The sequence below is a fragment of the Enterococcus sp. PLH-Efm8 genome (assembly GCF_053011625.1).
In genome coordinates, this window is record NZ_CP172568.1 from 1,589,908 (window position 1) to 1,606,957 (window position 17,050).

Below are 17,050 nucleotides of genomic sequence, written 5' to 3' on the forward strand. Positions count from 1 at the left end.
CGTAAAACATGCCATTTTTTTCTTTTATTTATAAAAATATTTTACATGTATCTATTTGAATTGGTCATCTAATTTTTAGACAAACAGTCTAAATCGTTGCCTTTTTTTGTCAGACATGTATAAACTATAAGCGAAAGAGGTGTTTTAACATGGATATATCAGTGATTGATGCAACGAAAACAAATACACAAAAAGGAATCCTTTATGGTTCATCGAATGCTCCTAAAAAAATGGTCGAATTCATCAACTTAGCTTGTCCGTATTGCCGACAATGGTTTGAAGAATCTTATGAGCTATTAGAAGAAGCAGTCCAAAGCGGGCAATTGCAGCGAGTGATCAAATTGTTCGATAAAGAAAAAGAAATCTTACAGCGAGGGAACGTGATGCACCGGTATCTCACAATCAGCGATGGCCAAAAAGCGATCAAAGAGATCAAACAAATATTCGATACTCAAGACGAGTGGAAACATCTTTCTCTCCAAGAAGTAGCGGATTTTGCAGTAGATAAACTAAAGCTGACAGAACAAAAAGACGAACAGCTGAGCCAAGCTGTCATCAACGAAGCTGAGCAAGCACATATTCGATTTGTTCCAACTGTCATCTTGGGTAAAGAAATCTTTGATGAATCTATTTCAATAGAGGAATTAAAAGAATTGATCCAAACAAAATAAAAAAATAAGGAGCGTGGGACAAAAGTAAAGAACACTTTTGTCTCACGCTCTAAACACGTATAAACGGCGGAAGCAGAAGCAACTCCTTCTTATTTCTTGGAGTTAAACGCTTCTGTCCCAGCCTCCTTATTCCGAATAAATGGTGTCCAAAAGCTTGCATCTGCCAGATTATCTCATTTCTTATGACAAGCTAAGCAAATTATCTCCACCAAATAATTTATTCATATTTTTGACTTGCGCATACTAACTAATTCTTAAATTTTCATACAAAATTTCTCAATTTCCCTTAACGAGTAATATTTATGTACGGTGATTCTCACTAGTATCCCAATCACTTTTTAAGTTATCCCGATTTCAATTCTACTTCAAAAATAGTTGCTTTTATGTATGCTGTTAGTTGATTAGATGGTCATTTGTTGAGCTAGGTCGTTTATTTTAAACAAGTTGTTTCTTTAGCTTATACCTATCTCGTCTACCAAACGCAAGATGGCAAACACAAATGCATACGCATCTGTATTTGCCACTTTGATTCGTATAAAGCTAACAACTATTAACTCCTCTCAGCTAATAGTTGCTCTCTTTTTTATTCAGATTCATTTTTGCTGATCACAGCCTAGTATTTCAATGGTTTTGAACACTAAACCAAATTGTTCCATTACAACATTCACTGGCTGATGAAATGGATTAGTAGATTTCGATTATTCAAAGCGATTTTCTATTGGTGGATCGTGTTCCCAACTAATAAGACGGATTCCAAACCTATCGTACAGATCTTCTAAACCACTTATAAATTTTGCACCTATTTCAGGTGTTTTATTGCGTGGATATTCTATTGTTACGCCATTAAATGGATACCAATTAGGATTAGGCTCTCTTTTTTTCTGTACATCTCCCATAGAATAGTTAGCACTTTCTGGGACATAATATATTCTTCGACCATCCTCTAATTCATCTAATAAGATATTTCGTGATCGTCTATCACTTGCTAAATGTAGACGCCACGTGCGATACCATGCCATGCTACCTGCATCTGCAGAAAATCCATCAAATAATGCAACAATTGTATCTTCTATCACAATCCTTTCCCCATCTACTTCATATTCTAATCTAAAATCAAACTCCCCTCGGGTAATTTCTGGTCTTGGTGGCTTAGGACCCAATATTATTCTACTTAAAACCGCATTCGTTCCCAGATGAAACACAGCTATAACAACAATAATGATTAATATTTTGTTTCTATTTGATAAATTTCTCATTATTCGCACATCACCTCTACATTCTCACATATTAGTTCGTAATACTCCTTTAATATCAAAATATCTACTGGTCGTAATAATATTCGCTATGAATTCCTACTACTCGTATAAGAAAGGCCAAATCATCAGCTTTTACTTGCTGATGATTTGGCTTGTTTCTATTTATCGTAATTGTTTTCTAATCACCAAAATTGTTAACAATCGGTTCAGATATTTCCCAGTTGATTAAGGTAATTCCGTATTGTGTCAAAACTTCTTGCGCTTCTCCGAAATTAAGTACAGTTCTTATGTATCCACTTTCTCCTAATATAAAGTCTACCTCTCTTTTAAAACCTTCCTCGAGATTTCTAAGGGCTATATGTGGTTTTAATGACATTGATTGTACATTTTCCCCCATATAATATTGCGCACTTCCTCGACTAAAATAGATTCCTAGATCGTGGATTTGAGTCAATATCTTGGACACATTTTAGTAGAGACGGTTAAGCCATTTTTTCTTTTGCTAATTCTTCAAATTCCTGTGGGGTTAGATAGTGAATCGAGCTATGGATTCGATTTCGGTTATAAAATCCTTCAATGTAGCTAAATAGCGCTCGATTTGCTTCTTCAAAATCTGAGTAGCTAGTCGTGTAGACTTCTTCTTTTTTCAATGAGGCATGGAAAGATTCGATTCCAGCATTATCATAAGGTGTTCCTTTTCTACTATAAGAATGCCTTATTTTGTTGGTTTTAAGCCATTGTTCCACTTCTCTTGCTGTGTATTGGCTGCCCAAGTCAGTGTGTAGAATCATTCCTTCTGGAATGTGATAATGTATTTTTGCTTTATTCAATGTTTGAATGACACAATCCACAGTCATTCGTTTTGAAAATGTATAACTAATAATTTTTTTCGTGTGTAAATCCATGATTGAAGATAAGTAACACCAACCATTTTTCTTAGTAGGAATGTACGTAATGTCAGCTGCCCATTTCTCACAGATCGTTTCAGTAGAAAAGTCCTGATTTAAGAGATTCTCTTTTGAAATGATCGGTTTATTAGACCTTTGAGGTCTATATTTTTTAACTACAATCGACCTTAAATTTAATTGTTTCATTAGCTTTTGGACATGTTTAAGAGATACTGAAATCCCTTCTTTTAATAAAACTTGATGGATCTTTGTGGCACCATAGCGTTGTTTATTCGTAAAAAAAATTGTTGAAATCTTCTTTTTCAACTTATTATTTCTGATTTCTGTAGCTGTCAACGGTTTATTCTTATAAAAATAATAGACACTTCTAGGGATTTCTAATAACCGACACAACAAAGAAACAGTGTAATCCTTACACCATTTTTCAATAAATTGAACAAGCGAATTTAGGTTTTCCGAGAGAATATGGCTGCGGCTTTTTTTAAGATTTCAAGTTCCTCATTTAAACGAGCATTTTCTTTTCTCAGTTCAGCTACTTCTTTTCCAGTCAGTCCTGTGGACTGATCAGGTAAATATAAATTCTTCCATTTGTAAATCGTTGCTTCAGATAAGCCATATTCTTTCGCTAACCCTCGAACAGAACGTCCAGTTTGATTCAGTTCAACAATCATTTGTTTAAAATTTTCTTCATATCGGGTCATAAAAATTCATCCTCTCGTAGATAAGTTTAATTTATTCTTGTCTCTACGAAAAGCTGTCTAAGATTTGATACTAACACCAATCGTCCCCAAAAGGTAGATCTTCTCTACCACTAGCTAATCTACTTCTCCATCTTCGTTCTCTTTTCATAGAACCTGCGCTGAACTCACACCCGTTAAACTCAGCTATGACAGTATCTTCAATTATGTTAATCTGTCCATCTAGTTCGTATTCAATCCTAAATGGAAATTCTCCATAGGTGATTTCCGGTTCGGGTATTTTAGGTGAGATTAATGCAAAGAAAGGAAATATTAAGCTTGGCAACATCAAAAAAACTCCTCCTATGATCACAATTCCCGATGTAATCCAAAATATAATTTGTACAATTCTCATTGATCCATTGTATTCCATTTTATTCCCCCTATTACTATTCATATCCGCCTATCTATATCGATCTTCCAATGCAGAGATAATTGCTTCCATACCTTGATTTTTTACTGAGTTACCTATGCGAGATATCATTCTCCACTAAGGTGCATCATATTGTCTATCTAACATGATTAATTCTCCAATAGGTGTATACTCCTCCAAAAACAACATTTAATGCATCTCCCTCGACAACATAAGCTACCATGTTTGCTGTATATGTGTTTGAGTCTAATTCATAAGCAGATAAATTTACTGTCGCTGGATTAAATATAATCGCATTCGTATTTATAGCTACTGAATTTGCTGCTTCAGCACCACCTTTTGAATGTCCGATCATTGTGATTTCAATAGTAGGATTTACGTGGACAGCCCTCACCGTTTACCCTGACCATTATAGAAATCGCTTACTTTTTTGAACTACGCAACAAAGGATACAATGCTCCTAACTTCACTGTCTCCATTTTTGTCCACTAAGGAATATAAAAAATAGGCATTAATTCATTTAATTCGGTCACAACACGTTACCTTTTAAATCATTATACTGTATCTCATACATTATTATCAATAAACTATTATAAAAATGCAAAAAATGCTTTATCAATCTATTTTGTAATTGGTCATAATATCATTGAAATCATACCCTGTATCGATTTTTCCTATGAATCTCGTCTATTTGTGATTGACGAAAAAGAGGCAAGACAGACACTGGAATGGTAATTTTACCCACTATTTTGCTCCAACTATTTGTAATCGTACCCACTTTTGAAATACCGAGATGATCATTTTAATTGATATGCTGATTCCCAAGCAAAACCCCAAGAAATTAAATGCTCTATCGCATCTAGCTTCTTGGGTTTTGCTTATATAAATTCCAACATTTAAATTTTTTATGCTGTTCGGTCTCAGAAATGCCGTTTTTGCTTATATCACAATATCAAGATGTCAAATTATTCGTGTTGCCGATGACTTTGATTAATTTTTTTCAAATTGTTTATTAAGACTAATGCTGTCTTTTTGCAGATACCAATGTTCGAACTTTTTAACATTATCATATGATCCTGCAAGTTTTAACTTCTTACCATTAGATGTTATCAAAGTTATAATTAACCTTGCCTTTTTCCCATTAGGATCTTTTATTTTATGAATTTTCTGCAGGTAATCTCTCCTAATGGCAGCTATTTTTACCTCATCAGTGCTGATAAACCATTGATCATCCACATACATACTGCCTGTTATGTTGTGTTTTTCCATTTCTTCCGAGAACGAAAAGTTTAAGGCTCGTTCTTACTTCCAAAGTTGAATGAGTCCATGGATTGGACTTAGTGTGAGAATTGAGAACAACAATAAGAATCCATATCCTCCCGCAAACATCCCTAAGGCTATACTGTCTCTCCATCCATAAGTAGGATTAGAAGAGAAAAGAGTCACCGTTTGTAATAATATGAAAAGGAATAATCCAGCACAAACACCAAAGATAACAACTCCAAACATTGAATTTTTATACAATGACCATTTATTTATAGGCTTTTCTTTCATTTTACTTCCCCCTACTGTTCTGTTCACACGGAATGAATTCAAAGTTCATAAGCCCTCCTCTTTGAACATATGAATACGACTTGCTAACTATACTTTAAAAAAGCTTGTTTTAAGCGGTTATAGGCGAGTTGTAATCTCTATTCATCTCATTAGCAAATAACTTGCCGAAAAGTCTACTGAAATTAAAGCAGATAGTGGAAGAATTATTTAGCCAGGATAGACACTATTTGTGAAACACATGTCTTTACTTTTGAAATTCTATGATGAAAAGCCTTGGAATACAGTAGCTCTTAATTGGTAATACTTTTTCCATTATAAATAACCTCTTTTCATTTTATATTTATCCCCTCTAAAAATAATATCTAATCTAATATTTTAAACTTATATTTCCCTCGCTGTGCTAATAGAGCATTACTAAATAAATAGAAACTAGAAAAAAGCATTACGCCTGCCAGAATAAACCAATTATTTGTATCCGCCGTTTGTATAATTAAGCGAGACAAATAAAAAAGCCATTTATGTTACACTCAAATTGTAATACCCGCTAAAGCATACAAGGAGAGTGAACATAAATGACTTATACCCATCTTACACCAAACGAGCTTGTAATGATAGAAGCATATTTTCATCAAGAAACTCCGGTTGCTATCGTTGCGAAGCAGCTTAAACGTGGACGCCAAACAATTTACAATGTCTATAACTTTCTCAAATGTGGTGGAACAGCACTTGAATACTTTGAACAATACAAAGAAAATAAGCGACGTTGTGGGAGAACCGAAATCATTTTTCCTGCTGAGGAAAAAGAATACATTGAAAAAAGATCAACTGAAGGTTGGACCCCAGACGTCATTATTGGCCGTGCAGAGCGAACCTTCTCTTGTTCAGTAAGTACCCTCTATCGCCGGTTTAAGACGGGAGAATTCAATGTTTTACATTTACCGATGCAAGGAAAACGAAAACCAAATGGTTATAAGGAAAAACGTGGAAAACAGGCATTCAAAAGAAATATTTCTGAACGTAAAAAAGATTATGTCGTTTTCGAAGAAGAATTTGGACATTTAGAGGGTGATACGATTGTCGGCATCCACCATAAAAGTGCCGTCATCACACTCGTTGAGCGACTTTCAAAAGCCATTATCGCCTTGAAACCAGAAGGCCGTAAGGCAGTTGATATTGAAAATTCGATTAATGAATGGCTTCAATCCGTACCCAAAAATCTTTTCAAATCAATTACCTTTGATTGTGGAAAAGAATTCTCTAATTGGAAAAGTATTAGTAATACGAATGATATTGATATTTATTTCGCAGACCCAGGAACGCCTTCCCAACGGGGATTAAATGAACATTCAAACGGACTCCTCCGAAAAGATGGACTACCAAAAGAAATGGACTTCAACCAAGTCAATCAAGGATTCATCTCATCCGTTGCGTCCAAAAGAAACCATATCCCTAGAAAATCACTAAATTACCAAACACCATTAGAAGTTTTTTTGAGTTACGTAAATGGAAAGTTTTGTCTCGCTTAATTTGACAAATAATAATCTATAAACATCACCCCAAATAAAACAGAAAACAGTATAAGCATTATAAAAATTATCAACAACCTTGATCCTTCTTTTATAGATTCAGGAAACAGTATAATTTTAGTACTAGATAAATTGTTTACACCGATTAGTGTTAAAATATCTTTATTCTTCTTGCTAACATAACCCTTTATGCACAAAAGAACAGCTATACTTAAAGTAACAAATAAATAACGTATTCCAATAGAAAAATCACTATAAATACTCTCTAGCATAGGACCGACAATTGAAGAAGTCACTACTGCAAATGCTGGACCTATCCAAGCAACATTAGAATGTTCTTTCTCTCTTTTCCTTTGTAAATCTTTGTTGAGTATTAATCTATTTATTTCTTCTGCAGGCAAGTTAATTTTCATAACCTTATGGGGGATTATCCAATTAAAAATCGGAAAAAGGTAGCCTCCCCAAAAAGTATAGTGATCTGTGTCAATCAGATAATAACCTGATTTTGATTCCAGAATAACATATCTCAAAGCCGAACGAAAATTTTTCATGAATATCCATAATCTCACTGTTTCCACACCTAATTCCTCCAATTCCAATTAAATGGATTTATAGCATCACCAATTATGTTAACTGCCTGACCAACCTCATTGATAAAATTGGCACCACTATCCCATGCTTCAACAATGCTATATATCTATCAAACAAAAAATGGAAAACTAAATACTCGCGCACATAAATTTTACATTCTGTTTTTTATAAGACTAATAATAATCATTGAAAAAATTTCTTATCGGTGGCGCATATTCCCAATTGATTAATGTGATCCCATATTCTGCAAGTATTTTACGAGCTTCTTCTAAGTCATAGTGAGAAAAATGCATAAAACCTGCAATACGATCACGGACTGTGAGCTGTGGCTTGCTTCCACCATCATTCATAAAATATCCAGCAGAGCCACTACTTAAAGTGATTGTTACATCTTCACTTTCTATTATTAAGAATTCATAATGAAATGCTTTCAACTCTCCACTATTATTTAAAAGTTTTATACTCCAACTTCGTCTAGGTTGAGTTGTCACATTCCCTCTAAAACTTCCTATAAATTCTGCAATCACCGTATCTTCAATCAAAATTCTTTCCTCATCTATTTCATATTCAAGACTAAACGGAAATTCTCCATATGTAATCTCTGGCAATGGTGGTGCTGTAGTTCTCCAAATAAATACAATAACTGTGAATAGAAAAAATCCAACGATCGATATAAATGTTATGAGACCTGCTCGAAGTAAAACCCGATATAATAAAAATGCTGTATTTCGCTTTGCTATATCTAGAAAAATAAAAAGTACTGCAATCATAATGATAGTAAAAGTTGTAAAAAAGCACATTTTTTGCCCTCCCTTTATAAACATCGATTCTCAAATTCTAAACCAAATCTTGATAGTTCAAGTTCAGGTATAACGTATACCAACCATACATCCCAATTACTATTTATGAACTTATGATTATCACTGAATAAATCACTCCATCCCCTTGTTAAAACTTCTACATTAATTACACCTGGTTGTTTTCGACTAGCTAATCCAATGAACTTATCAACCATCCTTATCCACCAACCACGAGAATCTTGACCAGAAGTAAGAAAAACAGTTCTCAAGGTTGATCGAGCAGTTCCTTCCAGTTTTTAATTAATCTCCAGTTATAGATAAATACTTGATCCTATCTATATCAGGACTTCTATATTAAGCAAAAGTTTATGTATAAAACTAAAATCTTCATTCAGTTGTCTCCCCGCTTTTTATACGATTGTATTAAAAAACAATAGAAGCCTTTCAACATTATGTTACTCCAGTAAAGTTGGAATTATAGTTTGACGGAAGAAAAGCAAGTATAGCTTTTAAAAAAAACTGATACATTCGCATCTCCTGCTTCATGTATCAGTTTTTTCTTTGGATTAAACTGCTTCTTCACGCAGTTTTTCCGCAAATTCATTTATTTTGCGAATTCGGTGATTAATTCCCGATTTTGATATTGCACCTGAGGGAATCATTTCCCCTAATTCTTTCAAGCTGACCTCTGGATGTTGAAGCCGAAGTTCTGCGATTTCCTGAAGTTTTTCAGGAAGGGCATGTAGACCGACCTTTGCTTCGATCAATTCGATGTTTTCGATTTGTTTAGAAGCCGCATCAATCGTCTTGTTCAGATTTGCTGTCTCACAATTGACTAGACGATTGACCGAATTTCTCATATCCCGTACGATTCGAACATCTTCAAATCGGAGCATTGAGTTGGTTGCACCAATCAATGTTAAGAAATCAGCAATTTTTTCTGCTCCTTTTAAATACGAAATATAGCCATTGCGCCGTTCAAGCGTTCGAGCATGTAGACCGTAATAATTTAACATATCGCAAATGTCTTGGTTATGCTGTTCATAAATAGAAAATATTTCCAAATGATAACGACTCGTTTCCGGATTATTGACTGAACCTGAGGCCATAAAAGCACCACGTAAGTAAGAACGCATTTTTTGCGAATTTCCCATAATCTCGTCCGAAACGTGTCCATTGAACATCATACCATCCATGATATCAAGATCCATCAACACATCTTTTGTGCCTTGCTTCAACCGGACGATATAGACATTGTTCTTTTTTAATTTCATTTTTTTACGAACGAGTAGCTCACTTCGTACCTGATAATGATCTTTCAAAAGAGAATAGATACGTCTGGCAATTGCAGCATTTTCTGTTTGGACGTTCAAAATAAACTGCTGGTTCACAATACCTAAAGAGCCGTTCATTCGCAGCAAAGCAGCTAATTCCGCTTTCGCATGTTCTCGATGAACTTCCAAACCAGTTAGTTCTTTCTTCACATCTGCAGCAAATGACATCCTATTCTCCTCCTTTCTCCAACAATAAATTGCTTAATATTTTGAACCGAAAACTAAACGGAACAATTCTTCTACTACTTTGTCTCCATCGTGGAAGACACCACCATCTTTCAATTCTAAAAAGTCGGTGGAAATCACTCGACATCCTTCATTTCTCAATCCGTTGAAGTCGTGTGCGACTTGTACTAGATACTCATCATAGATCTCTGGGTCCATATAATCTTCAGGCACTTTTTCCGTATTGACCAATACTGTATCGATAAAAGGCTGATTCAAATGCTTGTGTAAAACACGTATATGATCGGCATCTGTGAAATGTTCCGTTTCCCCTTTTTGGGTCATGATATTACAGATATAGACGGTTTCAGCAGTTGTCTTGAGCATTGCTTCGCCGATTTCTGGTATCACTAAATTTGGAAGGATACTGGTGAATAAACTTCCGGGTCCCAAAACGACCATGTCGGCGTCCATAATTGCTGAAACGACTTTTCGAGCCGCTTTGGCTTCACTTTTATCATTTGTGTTGCAGACATACACACGGTCAATGGTTTTACGGTTGATCGCGATTTTAGATTCTCCTACTGCAGTCGTTCCGTCTTTAAAAACAGCATGCAAGGTCAAAGGAGTTTCTGAAGAAGGATAAACATGTCCATCTACATGCATCATTTTTGCTAATAATTGAATCGCCTCATAAGTGCTTCCCCGCATCTCGGAAACTGCGGCAATGATCAGATTACCGATCGTATGATTGGCTAAAAACTGATCTTCCTTTTTGAAACGGTATTGGAAAATATCTTCATAGAATTGTGGCATATCCGATAACGCCACTAAGACATTTCTCAAGTCACCAGGAGGAGCCATAGCGATCGATTCTCTGATTGCACCGCTGCTTCCACCATCATCTGCAACAGTCACTACTGCTGTGATATCTGCTCCTTGATTTCGTAAACTTTTCAGGATAACTGGCAGACCAGTGCCACCGCCGACCACTACGATCTTTGGTTTTCTTATCCGGTAGGTTTTCATTTTCACGACCGGTTCACCGTCTCTTTCCTTTTATCCTTGTCCCGATGTGTCACATTGACTTTATAGTTTTTCCCTAAAGCATTTGCCAAACGTTCAGTCAATGCCACAGAACGGTGTTGACCGCCTGTACAGCCGATTGCAACTGTCAAGCTGCTTTTTCCTTCTTTAATGTATCCAGGCAATACAGTTTCCAGAAGATCCAAAAATTTATGGTAGAATGATTGCGTTTCATCAAAGGACATCACATAATCATAGACTGGCTGATCTTTTCCGGTCAATGGTCTTAGTTCCGGGATATAATGAGGGTTGGGCAAAAAACGCACATCCATCACAATATCCGAATCGATCGGCAACCCGTATTTAAAACCAAATGATACAAATTCGATCCGAAATCCTTGGTCTCCCTTTGATTTGAATGACTCATTGATTTTTTCACGTAATTGTCGTGGTGTCAATGTTGTCGTATCAATGATCACGGAAGCTTGGGCTTTCAAGTCGTCTAGTATCGCCCGTTCTTTACGTATCCCTTCAGTGATCAAACCGTCCATCGCCATTGGATGTGCTCGTCTTGTTTCTTTGTAGCGAGCCACTAGTTCTTCGTCTGAAGCATCTAAAAATAAGATAGAAGTGTCGATGAAGTTCGTATTTTCGATTTCGATCAGCATGTTTTGGATTTCTTCAAAGAAGGAACGAGAACGCAAATCCACTCCTAAAGCCATTTTTGTGACTTTACCTGATTCTTTGATCAATTCCCAGAATTTTGGAATCAATCGAGGCGGCATATTATCGATACAAAAATAGCCCATATCTTCAAAACTTTGGATAGCTACTGTTTTCCCTGCACCACTCATACCTGTTATGATGACTAATTGCAAATTATCTGTCATATTTACGAACCCCTCTCACATTGTGCATAATAAAATTATATCATCCCGGGCGTATCATTACCAGTTTTCTTTTTCTTTTACAAAAAGATTTGGACCAAATATCTTTTAGGATATTTGCCCCAAATCCAATTTTTTTACTTTTCCGATGCTGTATCCAATGCCTCGCTTCTTTCAGCTAATGCACGTTCGATCGTTCGATCCGCTAAAATAGATTGAGCATCGATCACTGGGTAATGATTATCTTCAGCAAATTCATGCATCAAAGATAATTCTGTGCAACCTAGGATGACTTTTTCACAGTTTAGGCGCTCTACCGCTTCCTCTAAGATTTCGTAATAGAGCTCTTGATTCAAATAATCCGATTCCTTGATCTCATGATAGATCAGGTAATTGATTTTTTCTTGAAGCGCAGTATCAGGAATCACTGTTTCGAAACCAAGATTTTTGACTTCGCGTTCATAGATTCCAGCTTTCATACTTCCTTCTGTTCCTAGAATCGCTACTCTCCCTGTCGTATGCTGACGGACAAGTTCATTTGCTGCTTCTCTTGGCATATGCAAGATAGGAATATCCGTTGCCGCTTGTAACTCTTCAAAAAAGTAGTGTGCGGTGTTACAAGTCAACACAATGAAGTTTGGTCGCAATAAATTTTGTTTCTCAATATCATCCAGCAGAAACGGCATTGGATTTTCTTCTGATCGATCTAAAATATAAGCTGTACGATCAGGAACTGTTGCATGATTGAATAAGACATAATTCAAATATTCTTGATCTTTTGTAGCTTTCGTTCGGTGGTTGATCAAGCGAACAAAACTTTCTGTCGCCATCGTGCCCATTCCGCCTAAAATACTGAAAAAATTCTCCATGAACTAGCCTTCTTTCACATGAAAATACTTTTTGAATCTTGGAATATAGTTATGGAACATATATTTCATCAACAACCAGCGCTTGATTGATCGGTCTTTTTCATAAAATACAGTAGTACCGTAACGATTTTCTTTGATCATTTGCTCAGCTAGTTTTTTGTCTTCATTTTCCCGAGCATATTCTAAAAAGATTTTTTTGGGCACACCCATCCATAATCTTGCTTTATCTGATTGATTCGTTCCATAGGTCGTTTCAACAAAGGGTTTGTTGAACACTCGATCTTCTGTGACAAAACGAGCCAGATTCAAGCCGTTCAATGTCACAAAGAAACTGCTACGACCTTGTCTCAAATTGATTTCAAATAATTTATATTCTCCATCTCTAGGATCATACTTCATATCGAAATTGGCAAAGCCTGTATATTCGATTTTTTCCAAAAATGCCTTAATGGTTTGATAGATTTTTTCGTTATAATCTGGCATGATCACAACGTAATTACCAATCGATGCTGGTGTAGGATCTTCTAATAGTGGATGACCAAGGCACATCATCCGAACTTGATGATCTTCATCTACATACGCATTTAGCACACGCATATTACTATCATCACCCGGGATAAAATCTTGTACAATCATTTCACTTTTATAACCGGCTTCGTATATCCGGCCTAAAATTAAATCGAACTCTTCTCTAGTCTCTAAAATAAAAGCTTTTTTTCTTCCTTCAAATTGGACAGAAAGATACTCCACACTGTTTGCAGGTTTCAAAGCAACTGGGAATTCAAAAGGCAATTCCTGTTCCAAATGTCCATTTACTAACATTTCTTCTCTGACGATCAATGTTTTAGGATACGGAAGATCATATTCTTCACAAACTTCATAAAAGCTTACTTTATTGATCAGCCTTTCAAATAAAGAATAATCAATATATGGACAGATAAAATATTCTGACAGCTCTTGTTTATGTTGGGAGATCAATTCTGCATATCCATCACCACAAGCAATCAAAAGATATTTTTTACTCTTATCAGAATATCTTTCTTTTGCCAAACGAAGCATCGTCTCGATAAATACAGGGTCTTTATCAAATCCTGGAATAACTTCTACATTGACAATTTTACTGTAGCGGGTAGGGGCTAACTGATCCGAAGCATATGCTTGGCAGATTTTGCCGTATGCTTCATTAAAAGAACGTGCCATACCATAAACGTTCATGTCGCTTCCTAATAATATAGGGATAAATTCTTCATTTTCAATACTGTTCATCATTATCTCTCACTTACTCATAATCTCTTGTTTTTCTTTTCCAACTACACAAGGAATATCATACCATAAAGAAAAAAGCAATCAAAGGAAAGTCCTCCGATTGCTCAATTCTTTTTTGAACGGATTGAACTTATAGGAAGTTTTTATCTATACCAATCAGTGTAGAAAGAACTACCATGTAATGATTCTAGAACACTGATATTAATAAAACAAGCAAAAATTCATTTTTTTATGTTTTTTTAACTATCTCAGCTATCTATCCTCTTTATACCATTATTTTTTTCAAATAGTGACCTGTATAACTTTCTTTTACGTTAATGATTTCTTCTGGTGTTCCAGTCGCAAGGATCGTTCCTCCACCTTCTCCACCTTCTGGTCCTAAATCAATGATATAATCTGCTGTTTTGATTACATCTAGATTGTGTTCAATCACTAAAACTGTGTTACCAGCATCTACTAATCTTTGTAATACATGCAACAAGCGGGCGATGTCATCGCTATGAAGTCCTGTCGTTGGTTCATCTAGTATATAGAAATTCTTTCCATTAGAGATTTTGTGCAATTCACTGGCAAGTTTCATCCGTTGTGCCTCACCACCGGACAATGTCGTTGCTGGTTGCCCCATCGTCACATAACCTAAGCCAACATCAACAATCGTTTGCAGTTTGCGATGAATCTTTGGAATGTGCTTGAAGAATTCTACAGCATCCTCTACTGTCATTTCCAAAATATCAGCAATGCTTTTTCCTTTGTAATGCACTTCTAATGTTTCAGAATTATATCGTTTACCATGACATACTTCACAAGGAACATAGACATCAGGCAAAAAGTGCATTTCGATCTTAATAATTCCATCCCCGCGACAAGCTTCACAACGACCGCCTTTTACGTTGAAACTAAAACGCCCTTTCTTATAACCCCGCATTTTTGCCTCGTTCGTTTGAGCAAATAACCCACGGATATCATCAAATACACTTGTATAAGTCGCTGGATTACTTCTCGGCGTCCGGCCGATTGGGCTTTGATCGATATCGATGATCTTTTCGATACTTTCGTAGCCGGAAATTGTCTTGAATTTACCTGGCTTAGCAGAATTCTTATTTAATTTTTGCGCTAACGATTTCTTTAAGATACTATTGACCAATGTACTCTTTCCAGAACCAGACACACCTGTGACTGCTACAAATTCTCCTAATGGAAATTCAACACTAATATTTTTCAGATTGTTTTCTGAAGCACCAGTGATCTTGATTGCTTTCCCATTACCTTTACGGCGTTCTTTTGGTACAGGGATTGATTTTTTCCCTGAAAGATATTTCCCTGTCAAAGAATTTTCATCATTAGCTACTTCTTCAGGAGTGCCTGCAGCCACGATTTGTCCGCCTTGTTCTCCGGCCCCAGGTCCGACGTCAATCAAATAATCTGCTGCCCACATCGTATCTTCATCATGTTCGACTACAACGAGGGTGTTGCCAAGATCACGCATTTTCTTTAATGAGCCAATCAGTCGATCGTTGTCGCGTTGATGCAATCCGATCGATGGTTCATCTAAAATATACAAAACTCCAGAAAGATTCGATCCAATTTGTGTAGCCAATCTGATTCGCTGCGCTTCTCCCCCAGATAATGTTCCGGAAGCGCGACTCAAAGTTAGATAGTCTAGTCCCACATTTTCCAAGAATGAAAGTCTGTCATTTACTTCTTTTAAAATCGGTTTGGCAATTACTTTCTCTTGTTCAGATAACGTTAAGTTTGAGAAGAAATCTACTGCTTTTTGAATAGACAACTCATTTGTTTGCCCGATATTCGTTCCATTGATTTGAACAGATAGAGCTTGGGGATTCAATCGATAACCTTTACATGTCTGACAAGTTAATTCTGTCATATAAAGACGCATTTGCTCACGCGTGAAATCACTGTTCGTATCATGATAACGACGCTCGATATTCTTCAATACCCCTTCGAAAGTCGTTTCTACATCGCGAACGCCACCAAAATCATTTTCATAATGGAAATGGAAAAGATCATCTGTCCCATTCAAGATGATCTCCTGATGCTCTTCCGGTAATTCTTCGAATGGTGTATCTAAATCGATACCGAAACTTTCACAAGCCTGCGCTAACATTTGAGGATAATACTGAGAGCTGATTGGATTCCATGGAACGATAGCACCTTGACTAAGTGTCTTCGTTCTATCTGGAATCACTAAATCTTGATCGACTTCTAATTTGACACCTAAACCATCACAGTCTGGACAAGCTCCAAAAGGCGCATTGAATGAGAACAGTCTTGGTTCTAGTTCGCCAACAGTAAATCCGCAATAAGGACAGGCATAGTGTTCGCTAAACAACATTTCTTCTTCACCGATCACGTCAACCAGAGCATAGCCGTCTGCTAATCGCAGGGCCGCCTCTAAAGAATCAAATAGGCGAGAACGAATCCCTTCTTTCACAATGATCCGGTCGATGACGATCGCGATATCATGTTTTTTGTTTTTCTCCAGCTCAGGCACTTCACTTAAATCATAGATCTCACCATCGACTCGAACGCGGACGTATCCCTCTTTTTGGATTCGTTCGAATATTTTTTTATGTTGTCCTTTTTTCTTTACCACGATCGGTGCCAACACTTGGATCTTTGTGCGCTCAGGCAAAGCCATTACTTGATCTGCCATTTGATCTACTGATTGACTGGTAATCTCGATATGATCGTTGGGACAAATCGGATGTCCTACACGTGCAAACAACAAGCGTAAATAGTCATTGATTTCCGTCACAGTACCTACTGTCGACCGAGGATTTTTACTTGTTGTTTTCTGATCAATAGAAATCGCCGGACTCAATCCGTCGATGCTATCTACGTCCGGCTTATCCATTTGTCCTAAAAACTGACGAGCATAAGCAGAAAGGCTCTCTACGTATCTCCGCTGCCCTTCAGCGTACAGCGTATCAAATGCTAGGGAACTTTTTCCAGAACCGGACAAACCTGTAACGACCACGAATTTATCTCGTGGAATCGTTACATCTATATTTTTCAAGTTATGGGCACGTGCACCATGAATCGTAATTTTATCGTTAGCCATGTTGT

Annotated in this window: 15 protein-coding genes and 2 pseudogenes; 2 read left to right on the forward strand and 15 right to left on the reverse strand. The window is 36.5% G+C overall.

The genetic code is table 11. The annotated features are described in order from the left end of the window. Positions 1-149 precede the first annotated feature (149 nt). Positions 150-671: a DsbA family protein gene (locus tag ACIFUW_RS07895; protein WP_269528396.1), complete on the forward strand. Its 522-nt coding sequence runs from the start codon at positions 150-152 to the stop codon at positions 669-671. Between the two features lie 698 nt (positions 672-1,369). Here ACIFUW_RS07895 and ACIFUW_RS07900 read toward each other — a convergent pair. The 7 genes and pseudogenes from ACIFUW_RS07900 to ACIFUW_RS07930 all read right to left on the reverse strand — a co-directional run bounded on the left by ACIFUW_RS07900 (position 1,370) and on the right by ACIFUW_RS07930 (position 5,499). After that, entirely contained in the window at positions 1,370-1,927 is a 558-nt protein-coding gene (locus tag ACIFUW_RS07900) for a hypothetical protein (RefSeq protein ID WP_002287817.1), read from the reverse strand. A 178-nt stretch (positions 1,928-2,105) separates the two neighbouring features. Then, positions 2,106-2,366, reverse strand: a pseudogene (locus tag ACIFUW_RS07905) (hypothetical protein); the annotation flags it as partial. 43 nt (positions 2,367-2,409) lie between these two features. After that, positions 2,410-3,536, reverse strand: a protein-coding gene (locus ACIFUW_RS07910; protein ID WP_094850654.1) for an IS3 family transposase whose coding sequence is annotated in 2 segments (ribosomal slippage) — positions 2,410-3,308 and positions 3,308-3,536 — 1,128 coding nt in all. Because the reading frame shifts where the segments join, the coding sequence is not laid out codon by codon here. 79 nt (positions 3,537-3,615) lie between these two features. Next, positions 3,616-3,969: pseudogene (locus tag ACIFUW_RS07915) on the reverse strand (hypothetical protein); the annotation flags it as partial. 112 nt (positions 3,970-4,081) lie between these two features. After that, positions 4,082-4,339: a hypothetical protein gene (locus tag ACIFUW_RS07920; RefSeq protein WP_002287812.1), complete on the reverse strand. Its 258-nt coding sequence runs from the start codon at positions 4,337-4,339 to the stop codon at positions 4,082-4,084. A gap of 596 nt (positions 4,340-4,935) precedes the next feature. Then, positions 4,936-5,214, reverse strand: a complete 279-nt coding sequence (locus ACIFUW_RS07925; RefSeq protein ID WP_002287830.1) for a hypothetical protein — start codon at positions 5,212-5,214, stop codon at positions 4,936-4,938. Between the two features lie 33 nt (positions 5,215-5,247). Beyond that, entirely contained in the window at positions 5,248-5,499 is a 252-nt protein-coding gene (locus ACIFUW_RS07930; protein ID WP_002321467.1) for a hypothetical protein, read from the reverse strand. A gap of 572 nt (positions 5,500-6,071) precedes the next feature. Between ACIFUW_RS07930 and ACIFUW_RS07935 the strand changes: the two genes are divergently transcribed. Then, positions 6,072-7,025 carry an IS30 family transposase gene (locus ACIFUW_RS07935; protein ID WP_002287760.1) on the forward strand — a complete coding sequence of 318 codons (954 nt, stop codon included), beginning with the start codon at positions 6,072-6,074 and terminating at the stop codon, positions 7,023-7,025. Here ACIFUW_RS07935 and ACIFUW_RS07940 read toward each other — a convergent pair. From ACIFUW_RS07940 to uvrA, 8 genes are all read right to left on the reverse strand, one after another. Further along, positions 7,022-7,603, reverse strand: coding sequence for a DUF443 family protein (locus ACIFUW_RS07940; protein ID WP_002326695.1), 582 nt, complete (start codon positions 7,601-7,603; stop codon positions 7,022-7,024). The genes ACIFUW_RS07935 and ACIFUW_RS07940 overlap by 4 nt on opposite strands. A gap of 186 nt (positions 7,604-7,789) precedes the next feature. Then, on the reverse strand, positions 7,790-8,416 hold the full coding sequence (locus tag ACIFUW_RS07945; RefSeq protein ID WP_002289700.1) for a hypothetical protein: 627 nt from the start codon (positions 8,414-8,416) through the stop codon (positions 7,790-7,792). Positions 8,417-8,982: 566 nt separating this feature from the next. Beyond that, positions 8,983-9,918 carry a DNA-binding protein WhiA gene (whiA, locus tag ACIFUW_RS07950; protein ID WP_002289698.1) on the reverse strand — a complete coding sequence of 312 codons (936 nt, stop codon included), beginning with the start codon at positions 9,916-9,918 and terminating at the stop codon, positions 8,983-8,985. A gap of 33 nt (positions 9,919-9,951) precedes the next feature. Next, positions 9,952-10,950: a gluconeogenesis factor YvcK family protein gene (locus tag ACIFUW_RS07955; RefSeq protein ID WP_002289697.1), complete on the reverse strand. Its 999-nt coding sequence runs from the start codon at positions 10,948-10,950 to the stop codon at positions 9,952-9,954. Then, positions 10,947-11,831 (reverse strand): RNase adapter RapZ, encoded by an 885-nt coding sequence (gene rapZ / locus ACIFUW_RS07960; protein WP_002289695.1) that lies wholly within the window; start codon positions 11,829-11,831, stop codon positions 10,947-10,949. Before rapZ ends, ACIFUW_RS07955 begins: the two co-directional genes overlap by 4 nt. Positions 11,832-11,965: 134 nt before the next feature. Continuing rightward, on the reverse strand, positions 11,966-12,697 hold the full coding sequence (locus ACIFUW_RS07965) for an aspartate racemase (RefSeq protein WP_002296517.1): 732 nt from the start codon (positions 12,695-12,697) through the stop codon (positions 11,966-11,968). Positions 12,698-12,700: 3 nt separating this feature from the next. Beyond that, entirely contained in the window at positions 12,701-13,966 is a 1,266-nt protein-coding gene (locus ACIFUW_RS07970; RefSeq protein ID WP_002294441.1) for a D-aspartate ligase, read from the reverse strand. Between the two features lie 262 nt (positions 13,967-14,228). Then, entirely contained in the window at positions 14,229-17,045 is a 2,817-nt protein-coding gene (gene uvrA, locus ACIFUW_RS07975; RefSeq protein ID WP_002296519.1) for an excinuclease ABC subunit UvrA, read from the reverse strand. Positions 17,046-17,050 lie beyond the last annotated feature (5 nt).

Excerpts from the sequence above, each read along its gene's own strand:
- ACIFUW_RS07895 (WP_269528396.1), top strand. The coding sequence starts at position 150 with ATGGATATATCAGTGATTGATGCAACGAAAACAAATACACAAAAAGGA.
- ACIFUW_RS07900 (WP_002287817.1), bottom strand. The coding sequence starts at position 1,927 with ATGAGAAATTTATCAAATAGAAACAAAATATTAATCATTATTGTTGTT.
- ACIFUW_RS07925 (WP_002287830.1), bottom strand. The coding sequence starts at position 5,214 with ATGGAAAAACACAACATAACAGGCAGTATGTATGTGGATGATCAATGG.
- ACIFUW_RS07930 (WP_002321467.1), bottom strand. The coding sequence starts at position 5,499 with ATGAAAGAAAAGCCTATAAATAAATGGTCATTGTATAAAAATTCAATG.
- ACIFUW_RS07935 (WP_002287760.1), top strand. The coding sequence starts at position 6,072 with ATGACTTATACCCATCTTACACCAAACGAGCTTGTAATGATAGAAGCA.
- ACIFUW_RS07945 (WP_002289700.1), bottom strand. The coding sequence starts at position 8,416 with ATGTGCTTTTTTACAACTTTTACTATCATTATGATTGCAGTACTTTTT.
- whiA (WP_002289698.1), bottom strand. The coding sequence starts at position 9,918 with ATGTCATTTGCTGCAGATGTGAAGAAAGAACTAACTGGTTTGGAAGTT.
- rapZ (WP_002289695.1), bottom strand. The coding sequence starts at position 11,831 with ATGACAGATAATTTGCAATTAGTCATCATAACAGGTATGAGTGGTGCA.
- ACIFUW_RS07965 (WP_002296517.1), bottom strand. The coding sequence starts at position 12,697 with ATGGAGAATTTTTTCAGTATTTTAGGCGGAATGGGCACGATGGCGACA.
- ACIFUW_RS07970 (WP_002294441.1), bottom strand. The coding sequence starts at position 13,966 with ATGATGAACAGTATTGAAAATGAAGAATTTATCCCTATATTATTAGGA.
- uvrA (WP_002296519.1), bottom strand. The coding sequence starts at position 17,045 with ATGGCTAACGATAAAATTACGATTCATGGTGCACGTGCCCATAACTTG.